Annotated in this window: 10 protein-coding genes; 5 read left to right on the forward strand and 5 right to left on the reverse strand. The window is 35.6% G+C overall.

Annotated elements, in window-relative coordinates; all coding sequences use genetic code 11:
• Window positions 1-46 precede the first annotated feature (46 nt).
• The 4 genes from EG359_RS16520 to rmuC form a co-directional block, all read right to left on the reverse strand.
• Window positions 47-814: a TrmH family RNA methyltransferase gene (locus EG359_RS16520; protein WP_076353235.1), complete on the reverse strand. Its 768-nt coding sequence runs from the start codon at window positions 812-814 to the stop codon at window positions 47-49.
• Between the two features lie 20 nt (window positions 815-834).
• Complete coding sequence (locus EG359_RS16525) at window positions 835-1,626, reverse strand: CPBP family intramembrane glutamic endopeptidase (protein ID WP_076353236.1); 792 nt, start codon at window positions 1,624-1,626, stop codon at window positions 835-837.
• Window positions 1,627-1,717: 91 nt separating this feature from the next.
• A complete protein-coding gene (locus EG359_RS16530) occupies window positions 1,718-2,557 on the reverse strand; it encodes a LytTR family DNA-binding domain-containing protein (protein ID WP_076353237.1) in 840 nt (279 codons plus the stop codon).
• Window positions 2,558-2,618: 61 nt separating this feature from the next.
• Window positions 2,619-4,112 (reverse strand): DNA recombination protein RmuC, encoded by a 1,494-nt coding sequence (gene rmuC, locus EG359_RS16535; RefSeq protein ID WP_394343621.1) that lies wholly within the window; start codon window positions 4,110-4,112, stop codon window positions 2,619-2,621.
• 158 nt (window positions 4,113-4,270) lie between these two features.
• Here rmuC and EG359_RS16540 point away from each other — a divergent pair, with 158 nt between their 5' ends.
• From EG359_RS16540 to EG359_RS16560, 5 genes are all read left to right on the forward strand, one after another.
• Entirely contained in the window at window positions 4,271-4,945 is a 675-nt protein-coding gene (locus tag EG359_RS16540; protein WP_076353451.1) for a response regulator transcription factor, read from the forward strand.
• Window position 4,946: 1 nt separating this feature from the next.
• On the forward strand, window positions 4,947-6,308 hold the full coding sequence (locus tag EG359_RS16545) for a HAMP domain-containing sensor histidine kinase (RefSeq protein WP_076353239.1): 1,362 nt from the start codon (window positions 4,947-4,949) through the stop codon (window positions 6,306-6,308).
• Window positions 6,309-6,505: 197 nt separating this feature from the next.
• Entirely contained in the window at window positions 6,506-7,780 is a 1,275-nt protein-coding gene (locus EG359_RS16550; RefSeq protein ID WP_076353240.1) for a TolC family protein, read from the forward strand.
• Between the two features lie 88 nt (window positions 7,781-7,868).
• Window positions 7,869-8,981 carry an efflux RND transporter periplasmic adaptor subunit gene (locus EG359_RS16555; protein ID WP_076353241.1) on the forward strand — a complete coding sequence of 371 codons (1,113 nt, stop codon included), beginning with the start codon at window positions 7,869-7,871 and terminating at the stop codon, window positions 8,979-8,981.
• A complete protein-coding gene (locus tag EG359_RS16560; protein ID WP_076353242.1) occupies window positions 8,981-12,079 on the forward strand; it encodes an efflux RND transporter permease subunit in 3,099 nt (1,032 codons plus the stop codon). The genes EG359_RS16555 and EG359_RS16560 overlap by 1 nt, the downstream gene beginning before the upstream one ends.
• A 67-nt stretch (window positions 12,080-12,146) precedes the next feature.
• On the opposite strand, the gene EG359_RS16565 is transcribed toward EG359_RS16560, so the two are convergent.
• The gene (locus EG359_RS16565) at window positions 12,147-12,902 is read right to left on the reverse strand and encodes a DUF5995 family protein (RefSeq protein ID WP_076353243.1); all 756 of its coding nucleotides are present in this window, start codon (window positions 12,900-12,902) and stop codon (window positions 12,147-12,149) included.
• Window positions 12,903-12,967 lie beyond the last annotated feature (65 nt).

Here is a 12,967-nt window from a genome sequence, read left to right on the forward strand (position 1 = left end):
CCTAATAGTCTTAAAGTATCATATCATCTTAATGGTTTTAGGTCTTCTATCCTTTCTTCTGTTTTAAGGATTCATAGCAAGTAATAGCTACAGCATTACTCAGATTTAGGGAGTCAATACTTCCTGCCATAGGAATCAGCGTATTTTTCCCTTTTCCAATCCAGAAATCACTTAACCCGGAATGTTCTGTACCAAATAGTACAGCAGAACGCTGCGTGAAATCTCTTTTATAAAGATCTTCAGCACTTTCGTCCATCAATGTTGTGTAAATGTTGAAGTTGTTTTTTTGCAGGAATGCTAATGTTTCGTCATTTTCCGCCTGATAAACCTCCATTCCAAAAAGACAGCCCACGCTGGACCTGATCACATTGGGGTTATAGAAATCTGTTTTACCATCTGCAACAATCAGTGCATCAATACCAAAAGCTTCGCAACTTCTTAAAATTGCACCAAGATTACCTGGTTTTTCAACGCCTTCAACTATAATAACTGTTGAGTTATCCTTGGGAATGTATGATGAAAGAGGTATTTCTTTGGCTTGATATATTCCGATAATTCCCTCAGAGCTTCCCCTGTACGCTATTTTTTCATAAACTTTGTCGCTTACATAATGAATTTTTCCATCAGGAATGGTTTCCTTAAAGATATTTTCACAGATAAAGAATTCTAATGGTTCAAAGTTGTATTGTACAGCTCTTTCATTCTCTTGCTGTCCTTCTACGACAAAAACCTTTGATTTTTTACGGAACCTGTTGTCAGTAAGTAGCTTAGTGACATTTTTTATTTTTTCGTTTTGAAAACTTTCTATCAACATTTCGCAAAATTATGCAAAATTTATGATTGAACTTCTGTGCTTTTTATAAAAAGACTTCTCCATGTGATTTGAAAAGGGATTTTATTTTTTCTTTTATGATATATAATGATGCCTATGATTAAAAATATGGATAGAAATTTATAGAGATTTCCATAAAGGTTTCCGGCAACATTTTCCGAAACCTGAAAGATTTCCCAATAGAGATTCATGAGACAATGGAGAAATACGGCACACCAGAGATTAAAATTCTGTTCAAAGTATACCCAGGCAAAAAATATAGATCCCAAAAATGTAATGGCAAATATTTCAATAAGCTCCGTAGTTTTTTGGCTTTGGTATAAATGAACCTGCGCAAATAGTAATGATCCCAGTAATACAGATGATAAAAATCCGAGTTTTGTGAATCTTAACAATGTTCCAATGAGAAATGCTCTGAAGATTATCTCTTCAAAAAATGCTGAAGAAATAGTATTGATGAACAAAGATTCAGTGTTTATTGTACTGTTTATTTTAAAATGTCTGCAATATCCAATCAGCATGGGTAATGTACCGATAAAAGCTAATGCAAAGCCTTTAATGATGGATTTATCCAAAGAAAATAAGTTAAGAATATTCATTTTAGGAAACAAAACCTTTAATGTTATTACCAATGGGATTAAGGTCACCGCATAAGCAATAATATGGGCAACAGCTTTGCTGTGAAAAAGGTTCTTTGAGAATTGCTGTATGTTTTTAAAACAAAATAAATCAAAGAAGTAATAAATGGTAAACCCCAGAATAAAGATTAAAAAGAAGCGAATGTTTTTGCTCATGTCAGTTATTTTTGAGCAAAAATGTTGCTTTCCGTAAAGAGAATCAAATGAATGTGATGAATGTCAAGGAATAGTGACGAACAACAAGTCTTTAACTTTTAGATTGTTGTAATTGAGGAATAATGTCTGAGATAAAACTTCTTGAAACCGGAATCTCAAAGTCGATTTCAGGGAGAATTAATTTATAGCCCTGAGCATTTCCTTTAAGGTTTTTTACTTTTTTCAGATTAACAATAAAAGAGCGATGGCATTTTTTAATGGAATCTGTTTCCACTTGTGATAAAACATTGGATAAGCTTATTCGGAGCAAATTTTTTTTTATTGTATTGTTTTCTAAAAAGTATAAAGTGCAGTAGTTCTCCATGGATTGAGCACACAGGAAATCTTCTTCAGCAATTGCCAACTCAATATTATTACTGGTAATTGTCAGAATTTTTTCTTTGGAATTTTCAATGTTTCCTATGAGTTGAGGAACAATATCCCGTGCAATATTTTCATGAATATTTTTTAAATAAATATATCTTGACAATATATAGATAGTGGAAATGGGAATGCCTACTGCTAAAGAGTAGAGCAACATATAGCCATAATTTTCAAGGCTAAGTTCTACATGACTTATAAATAATGTATTGTAAAGGTAGGAAAAGATGGACCCAAGTACTAAAATGACAAATATTTTCAAGAGTTCAGAGCCGATATTCCAATCTTTGAATCTGAAAACAAAGAGGCTTGAAATAAAAAAGGCTGCTCCAAAAATAAGAGTGTACGGAAAAAGAATAAAGTATTTGTAAGGATGATGATAGTTCTCTGTACCAAAAGGCTGAAAAATAATCAGGAAAAGATAAACCAAAATTCCTGCTGCCATGGAAGAGATCAATATCTCTTTTACCGATTTGGATTTTGGATATGAATAAGGTACAAGGGAAAACATATCTGTTGTTTTTATCAAATTTTAATTTCCTTTACACTGTATTTCAGTAGAATTGTATTTTTTATTCTATTAAATTAGTGTTGTCGATAAGGCTTTGAGGCAAGTCTTTTTTGTTTTTGATTCCCAATGATTTCAGTTTTTGAGTTTGAATGACAAGATTGTCATTTCCGGTATAAAGCTGTTTGTAGGCATCATTGTAAACATTTTTGGCGAGATCAATATTTCTCCCCACTTTTTCAAGGTTATCCACAAATCCCACAAACTTATCATACAGTTTAGCGCCACGCTCTGCAATTTCCAAAGCATTTTTGTTTTGATATTCACGTTTCCAAAGATCCGCGATCAGTTTTAGGGACGTGATCAGGTTGCTTGGGTTCAAGAGAAGAATTCTTCTGTCGTAGGCATAGTTCCAAAGGTTTTGGTCTGCCTGCATGGCTGCAATATAAGCAGGCTCACTTGGGATAAACATCATGACAAAGTCCAGAGATTTTCCATAATCATCATACGCTTTTTGGCTAAGCTGCATGATATGGTTTTTGATAGAGCCTAAATGTTGATTAAGCTTCATCATATAAATATCCTGATCTGTTTCATCTACCAGCTCAGTAAATGCAGTAAGGGAAACCTTGGAATCAATGATGACATTTCTTTCATCCGGATATTTTACAACGGCATCCGGACGCATTTTTTTTCCTGAGAATTCAGAAAATAGAGCTTTGTTGTCTTCATCGCGAAGTTCATGTTCCAGAAAATATTCTCTGCCTTTTACCAACCCTGATTTTTCAAGGATGCTTTCCAGAATCATTTCGCCCCAGTTTCCTTGGGTTTTACTTTCACCTTTCAAGGCTCTGGTTAATTTTTTTGCATCTTCAGAAATCTGTTGGTTCAGTTCTGCAAGTTCTTTTACTTTTTCAGCAAGGGAGAAACGTTCTTTGTTTTCCTTTTCATAGGCTTCATTAACCCTGTTTTTTAAGTCAGTAATTTTTTCCTGAAATGGATCAAGGATATTTTTTAAATTATTTTGATTTAAAGTAGTGAACTTCTCAGCCTTTTCCTCAAGGATTTTATTCGCCAGATTTTCAAACTGAAGTTTGGATTCATCTTGTATTTTTGTGATTTCTTCTTTTTGGGTAGAAAGAGATTTTTGGAGGCTTTCATTTTGTGCAGAAAGCTCAGCATTTTTAGCAAAGAATTCCTGTTTCTCGGCGATAAGCGTTTCTATTTGAAAATCCTGTTTTAAATTCAATTGCTTTTGTTCCTGAAACTGTGTATTCAAAGATGAATGTTGGGCAGAGATCTTGGCAAATTCATTTTTCAGATCGTTCAAAAGATCCTGCTGTTGTATATTTAGTTCCTTTTCCTTGGTAAGATTTTGATTCAGTTCCTGAACTTTCAAACCTGAGTTTTCCAGATCCGACTTGTTTTTAATGTGTAAGGTGTTTAGCTCATCATAAGAACTTCTTGAAACCGTAGACGATTTCAATGCAAAATATAAAATAATGGCTCCCAATAATCCGCCGGCAATACATCCAATAATTAAATATGTCATCTCCATTTCTCAAAATTATGAAAAAAGGCTGGAAGTTGTTATTGATTAATTTCCAAATGGGATTGCAGTTATTATTTTAATGCCTAGAAAAACTTTCGCTTCTTGTTTCTGGCTTCCTTTCTTCAACCATAATCCCTATATTTATGGGAAATTTCAGAAATATTATGAATATCTTATTGGTAGAGGACGATCAAAGAATTAGCAGTTTCCTGTTGAAAGGGCTTTCTGAGGCCGGCCATAATATGACACTTGCTGATTCCGGGGAAAAAGCCAGAGAAATTCTTCATACCTATGATTTTGATATTATACTGATGGATATAATGCTTCCGGGGTTGGATGGTATGCAGCTTACTCAGATCATCAGGTTTAAGGGAAATTATACTCCAATTTTAGTGTTAAGTGCACTGAACAGTCCGGATGATAAAATTAAGATGCTGGATTTGGGAGCAGATGACTACTTATCCAAGCCTTTTCATTTTGAAGAGCTGATCTCCAGGATTAAAGCTTTAACTAGACGTAATAAATTAAGTTATCAAAAGGAAGATCAATATTTATCATGCGGTACGATTATAATTGATACGGATCTTCACAAGGTAACCCAAAATGAGAAAGAAATTGAATTTTCTCCTACAGAATATAAGCTTTTTACTTTTTTGATGGAAAATAAAAATAAGGTATTGAGCAGAACCCAGATTCTACATAATGTTTGGGGAATAGATTTTGACAGTACTACAAATGTGGTGGATGTATACATTTCCTATGTTCGTAATAAAATTGATGAAACAGAACAGAAGATTATCCATACCGTAAAGGGAACAGGATATTTAATTAAAGACTGAAATGACTCTTAGAAACAGGTTTACGCTTATTTCCAGCCTTTCGTTTGGTATTGTTTCTATCATCACATCTGCGGTGATATTTTTTGCCTATTATGACAGTACGAAGATCTTTTATTTTGAAAAGCTTAGAAATACAGCGCTTATTTCAGCTATTTATTATCTTGAAAAGGATGAACTTCCCAAGAACAGGCATGCCCAGATTAAACAAGAATATAATCATCTTATTCAAAATAATAGGGTAGCAGTTTATAATCAGAATAATCAGGTTACGTTTGGCCACAATCTGAATGACAAGAATATTAAGCCCATTCATTTACAGGCTGCCAGAAACAATAAGGGAACCCAATTTATGTCTGGTAATGAGTTCTATTATGGTATTTTTTACCCGGATAATCAGGGAGACTTTGTTGTTTTTGTAAAATCACCTAATGATTCATTTCAATCACAGATCTGGCGACTTGCCATTATTATGGTTTCTGTGCTTATTATCGGCTTGCTTGCTATTTATTTTTTAAGCAGATATCTTTCAAAGGTTGTATACAAACCAATTTCCAATGTGGTAGAGCGGATTAACAAAGTAGATTACAATAATATTTCTACAGCTATTACCTCTACCAATACCAATGATGAGATTGAAGACCTGATCAAATCTTATAATAAATTATTGGGCCGTATTTCTGAAAATGTCCTGTTACAACAGAACTTTATCAATTATGTGTCTCATGAGTTTAAAACTCCTTTAGCTGCAATTTCTGGAAATCTGGAAGTATTTGCCCAAAGGGACCGAACTCCGGAAGAATATAAAAAGGTGGCCAAGGAATCACTGGAGAATGTTTTTGAAATTGAAAACATCCTCAATAATCTTCTTCTAATGTCCGGAATGACGAAGCTTGAAGCCTCTCATAAACAGGTAAGGGTAGATGAGCTGATCTGGAAAATTTATGAAAAACTAGAACCTAAGGCAAAAGAAAAGCAATCTACTCTTAAAGTAGAGCTCCAGGTTACAAAACCAGCTTTGCTGGAGTTTCCCGGAAATGAGACTCTTTTATATTTGGCGCTATATAATATTGTAGAAAATGCCATTAAGTATTCTCAGGATCATCCTATTGTTATCAATTTATCAGAAAAAGATAGCAAGTTGAATATAGAGGTAAAAGATCAGGGTAAGGGTATTCATTCTGATGACCTTTCAAAGATCACAGAAACTTTTTACAGGGGACAAAATGTAGAGAATGTGAAAGGAAGTGGGATTGGATTGTCATTATCCCAAAGTATTTTTGATCATCATCATATCCTGATGAAGATTACTTCTAGTGTAAATGTTGGAACGAGTGTTGTTCTCGAATTTCCTGTTCATTCCTGATTTTTCTCTCGCAGATTTTACTGATTGAGTTGATTCATAATCATTCGGCTTTAGCCAAAACATAATTAATCAAATACAATTTCCCGGAATAAAAATCATTCTAATCAAACTCTAATGTTGAACTAATTGAATTTTAATTTCACTCGAAATTGCCTCTAATGTTAGAAAAATAATTTTGTGGTCTTAAATAAGAGACCTTGAAGAAAATTTTTTTTACACTATTTTATATTCATTGTTTCAGTTTCTTTTCAGCACAGATTTCAGATACTCTGAAAATTGACAGAAAGGAAGCTGAAACGATTTTTCTTGCCCATAACCTTGATCTCATTGCTCAAAAACTTGAAATTTCCCAGGCAGAGGCAAGGGCTGTTCAGGCTAAATACTGGCCCAATCCTAAATTAAGCATCAGTGAAGTTAACTTGTGGAGAACTTATGATATTGAAGAGCAGCCTGCATTGATTGGAAACTGGGGAAAAAATACACAGATTTCCGCAGAAATAGAGCAGGTAATTCAGACCGCCGGAAAAAGAAGAAAAAATATTGAATTGCAGAAAATTGAAGTTGAGGGAGAAAAATATGAATTGCAGGAAGTATTGCGTGAACTCAAAAAAACGTTGAGGAATACAATCACTGAAATTTTATTCAATCAGGAACAACAAAAGATCTATCAGGGTCAGATTGCATCCATTGAAAAATTAACAAAGTCTTATCACAACCAATTAAATCTGGGAAATATCAGCAAGGCAGAATATGTTCGTTTAAAGGCCCAGGAAATTGAATTCAAGAAAAAGCTTGTTTCATTGAAGCAGGAAATTGAAGATCAGCAAGTGGAACTGAAATCTTTACTGATGATTCCGTCCCATTCTTACCTTGTTATTTCAGATTCATTTACAATGCCGGAAAAACAACTTTCGGAAATAGAATTGACGCAATGGCTGGAAAAGGCAAAGGAAAACCGCCCGGATATTTTGATTTCGAAAAATAAAGAAAAGCATGCTTCCAAGAATCTGGAAATTCAAAATGCAATGAAGACTCCCGATGTAGCTGTTTCCATAGGTTATGACCGTGGGGGAAATATTATGAAAGACTTTATTGGATTAGGTATTTCAGTTGATCTTCCAATTTTCGACAGAAATAAAGGAAACATTCAGGAAGCTAAGCTTGAAATAGAGAAAAGCAAGAATGAAACCCGAAAAAGCATGATGAAATCTGAGAATGAAATTGTCTCCGTTTTCAGAAACTATATCCGTACCCAGGAAGTTTCTGAGGAAATTGATGATGCTTATGAAGCTACATTAGATGGTTTGCTGGTGAGCCACGAGAAAAACTTTAGGCTAAGAAATATCAGCATGCTTGAGTACATGGATTTTCTGGATACCTACATCGGCAATAAAATGATCATACTGGATACTAAAAAGGAACTTAATCAATACTACGAAAACCTGCAATATGTTGTAGGACAAGATTTATAAGATGTAAACCTGTCATTGAAACATCCCATCAAATAAGGATACCAGTGATACTTATCCATTACCTTATAAAAAATACAAACATCTACTTATGAAAATGAATACTACCCAATACATAGTAATATATCTGTCTGCCCTGGTTACGCTTACAGGCTGTAAAGATCAAAAGCAGGACAAGGAAGCAGAGAAAACATATTGTATCAGCAAGGAACTAAAAAAAGATATTAAACTGGCTAAGGCAGAAATGCTTCCCATAGAAGAAAGTATTACCCTTACCGGAGAAGTGGAGAGCAATTCTGATAAAACAGTTCCCTTTGTAAGTCTTGTAGATGGAGTGGTTACAGATACCTATTTTTCTTTGGGTGACTACGTGAAAAAAGGACAAACTCTGGCTAGTGTAAAAAGTACAGCGGTTAACGAAATGCAGGATGATACTCAAACACTACAAGCGCAATTAGCTGTAGCTAAAAGAAAACTGGCATCTGTAGAAGCCATGTATAAAGACGATATCGCTTCCCAAAAAGATCTTCAGGAAGCCAGAGCTGAAGTAACCATATTGCAGTCCAATATTTCCAAGACTCAAAAAAATATGCAGCTGTATTCTGCGGGGGGAAGTACCATTCAGATAAAGGCTCCTGCAGACGGATATGTTATTAATAAAAATATTTCCAAGGGAATGCCGGTTACCGCCGGTGGAGATCAGCTTTTTACTATTTCCAATTTGGATAAGGTTTGGGTAATGGCGAATGTATATGCAACCAATATGAGGCATGTGTACGTAGACCAACCTGTTGTGGTAAAGACACTGGCTTATCCTGATGATAGTTTTTCGGGGAAAATCAACAATATCTCACAGGTATTTAATGAAAATGAAAGGGTATTGAAAGCCAAGATTATTATGGATAATAACGGGATGAAGCTAAGACCGGGAATGTCTGCGGATGTTGTTCTGCCTGTTAATTCTCAAAATAAAAATGCATTGGCTATTCCTGCGAAGGCGTTGATCTTTGACAATAACCAAAGTTATGTAGTGGTGTATAAAAAAGACTGTGAACTGGAGATCAGACCTGTAACGGAAGTTGCTTCCAACAGCCAGCATATTTATGTAGAAGGAAACTTAAAGCAGGGAGAAAATGTAATTGCCTCTAATGGGTTACTGATCTATGAGAACCTGAAAAATCAATTAAATAAGTCTACCAAGTAATGCGAAAATTTGTACAGAATATAGTTTCCTTTTCGTTAAAAAATTCACTGATTGTTCTTTTAGGGACTTTTCTTTTGCTGGCAGGAGGAATCTATTCCTATATACACACTCCTATTGAGGCGTTTCCGGATGTTACCAATACAAGGGTAAGGGTCATTACCCAATGGCCGGGAAGAAGTGCTGAAGAAATAGAAAAATTTGTGACACTTCCGATTTCCAAGGAGATGAATGCGATCCCGAATAAAACCTCGGTACGTTCTATTTCTTTATTTGGATTATCTGTAGTTACGGTGATTTTTGATGATCATGTTAATGATTTTTATGCCCAGCAATATGCTTCCAATAAATTAGGAAATGTAAATCTCCCCGGTGGTGCAGAATATAGCATTGAGCCTCCATCCGGAGCTACCGGTGAAATTTACCGGTATATTATCAAAAGTAAGCTACCTATTAAAGAAGTTACGGCCATTCAGGATTGGGTGGTAGAAAGAGAACTATTGGCAGTTCCGGGAGTAGCTGATGTAGTAAGTTTTGGTGGAGAAGAAAAAACATATGAAATAAAAATTAATCCTACAGAATTACACAATTACGACCTTTCCCCCCTGGATGTGTATGAAGCAGTTTCGAAGAGTAATATTAATGTAGGCGGAGATGTAGTGGCAAAAGGAGATCAGGCTTATGTAGTGCGGGGGATTGGTCTTTTAGAGAAAAAAGAAGATATTGAAAACATTCAGATTGAGGTAAAAGGTTCTACCCCTATTTTGGTAAAGCACGTTGCTGAAGTAAAGGTTTCTGCAAAACCAAGACTGGGGCAGGTAGGATACAACAAAGAAAATGATGTTGTAGAAGGAATTGTGATTATGCTTCGTGGTGAAAACCCAAGTGAAGTGATTGCAAGACTTAAAGACAGAATAGAACAGCTGAATGGCGGAGAATTGCCGGGAGATGTTCAGATTGTTCCTATTATCGACCGCACAGAACTGGTAAATACAACCGTTCATACCGTTTCCAAGAACCTGATTGAGGGAGTAGTTTTAGTTTCCATTATCGTATTCATATTCCTGTATAACTGGAGAACAACGTTTATTGTTGCTTCTGTAATTCCGCTGGCTTTCCTTTTTGCAATCATTATGCTGAAAATTCAGGGGCTTCCGGCAAATTTAATTTCCATGGGAGCACTTGACTTTGGATTGCTGCTGGAGGGAACCTTAGTCATCGTAGAACATGTATTTGTCGCCCTCGAACTTAAAGCCAAAAAAATAGGGCTGCGGAGATTTAATAAGATATCAAAGCTGGGAATCATTAAGAAAAGCGCAGGAAGTGTGGCAAGTTATATTTTCTTTGCCCTATTGATCCTGATTGTTGCCCTGATGCCAATCTTCTCATTCCAGAAGGTAGAAGGCAAAATGTTCTCTCCTCTGGCATTTACACTCGGTTATGCTTTGTTGGGATCATTGATTTTGAGTTTGACGTATGTTCCGGCAATGTGTAAGCTTTTATTAACCAAAAATATTGAAGAAAAAGAAAACTTTATTTCAAGGTTCTTCAGAGTAAATATTTACAGAATCTACGAGTTTAGTATTCACCATAAAAAAGGATTTATTATTGGTTTTATAACATTGCTTGCTGTTTGTGGATGGAGGTTTTCAAACTACGGGTCAGAATTTTTACCCAAACTGAATGAAGGGGCAATCTATGTACGTGCAACACTTCCCAATAGTGTAAATCTTGATGAGTCTGTACGATTGACCAAAGAGATGAAGGAGATTTTGATGAAGTACGATGAAGTGAAATTTGTGATGACCCAAACCGGTCGCCCCAATGACGGAACGGATCCCACAGGATTCTTTAATATTGAATTTAATATTCAGCTTAAACCTGAAAAGGAATGGAAGAAAAAAATATCCAAAGAAGAACTTCTTGAGGAAATGAGAGTTTCCCTTGAAAAATATCCGGGAATCAATTTCGGTTTTAGCCAGCCGATTCAGGATAACGTGGAAGAATATGTTGCCGGGGTAAAAGCTCCGTTGGTTATTAAAATATTTGGAAATGATTTATTCGAGCTTGAGAATTATGCCAATCAGGTAGCTAATTCTATCAGAACTGTTCCGGGAATTTCAGATGTAAATGTCTTTAAAAATATAGGACTTCCGGAACTGAGAATACAGCTTCATGATTCTAAAATGGCAAAGTATGGCGTTTCTACAGCAGATGCACAGGCTGTAATTGAAATGACGATTGGAGGACAGGCTGCAACCAAGTTCTATGAAGAAGAAAGAATGTTTGACGTGATGCTTAGGTTTGAAAAAGAATACCGCGATACTCCGGAAAAAATGGGAAATATTTTGATTCCTACTCAGGATAATAAAAAAGTACCGTTGAAAGAAATTGCTACCATAGATTATCATACCGGTCCATCCTTTATTTACCGTGAAGGAAACAGCAGATATATTGGTGTAGGGTTCAATATTGAAGGACGTGATCTGGGAAGCACCATTGAAGAAGCCAAGATTAAGGTGGATAAAGAGGTGAAGCTTCCAAAGAATCATAAAATGACCTGGGCCGGAGAATTTGAAAGTAAAGAAAGAGCTGCAAAACAGTTGGCAATGGTAGTTCCGATTTCCCTTGTTCTTATTCTGATGCTTTTGTATTTCAACTTTGGAAACCTAAAAGATACACTGATCTCTTCCATTACCTTGGCCTTTGCATTTATTGGAGGATTTTTATCCCTGTGGTTTACAGGCACCATCTTTGGAATTTCGGCAGGTATTGGCTTCATTATCCTTTTCGGAGTGGCTACCATTGACGGGATTGTTCTGATTGGGGTAATGAAAGAAAATCTGCAAAACAGAATGTCCCTTAAAGAATCAATTTCAGAGGGGGTTAAAAGCAGAATTCGTCCTGTAGTGATGATTGCATTGATGGGATCAATGGGACTTCTTCCTGCGGCAATGTCAAACGGAATGGGTTCTGAAATTCAAAAACCTTTAGCCATTATGATTGTAGGCGGACTTATCATCTGTATGCTGTTGTCATTTACAATATTACCGATTGTATTTCATTATGCCTATCGTAAAAAGCATAAGGAAACAATATAGTTTCTTTTTTATTTGTTCATTATTTGGTCGGGATCCGTGAGGAAGATCCCGACCTTTTTATTTTGATTTAAACCGTTTTTGTTGATTCCAATATTTCGATATTTTTTATCACATCACCACTTTCACACTTTTTAAGTTCCTTGAGAAGAGTAGGAGTGAGGATTCTGGGGCTCACAATTTGGGTGGCAATCTTTGCTGCTGCATAATCTACAATATTGATAACCGATTCTCTGAGGAAATTTGGAGTGCTTGATGCAATTACTGCCGTTGCCCATGAGGTTTCTCTCGCTCTGGATATCGCAAAATCCAATATGGCATTATCTTTTCCATTAGAAAGCTGATCAATAAGATCCACGGGATAACATATTTTACTCAAAGAATCCTGAACTTTCTGGTTGATAGATGCAATAACATTATTAATGTTCTCAAAGTCCCTTTTTAAAGGATTTATTTTCCGGTAAGGCATAATGGAGGCTGCTGAAATTCCCAAATCCAGATTGATGTGGGCATTCATGCCAAGGAAGATATGCTGTAGAATTAACAGGTCTTTATTTTTGGTTGCTTCAAAGGCCAGATACCATGAGTTTGTACATTTCTTTCCTTTGCTGTAATTTTCCCATGCTTCAAGATATCTTTGTGCGAAAGCAATATCAAGCATTGTCATTCTTGGATTATCCTCAAACTTTTTCTGCTGAATTCCTTTTAAAACCTGTGCCGTCATAATACGGTAAGTACAGGCGAAATATCCTGCTGTGCTTTTATTTTCCTTGCACCAGATAATAATAGCATCCAGTTTTTGTAAAACTTCCTCAATGGTTTTCATGGTGGTTTTTTGTTTACTTAAAGATAATAAAAACCGATGATCAGTGGTGTATTACTTTGAAAACG

This window comes from Chryseobacterium joostei, from assembly GCF_003815775.1.
GTDB classification, from domain to species: domain Bacteria; phylum Bacteroidota; class Bacteroidia; order Flavobacteriales; family Weeksellaceae; genus Chryseobacterium; species Chryseobacterium joostei.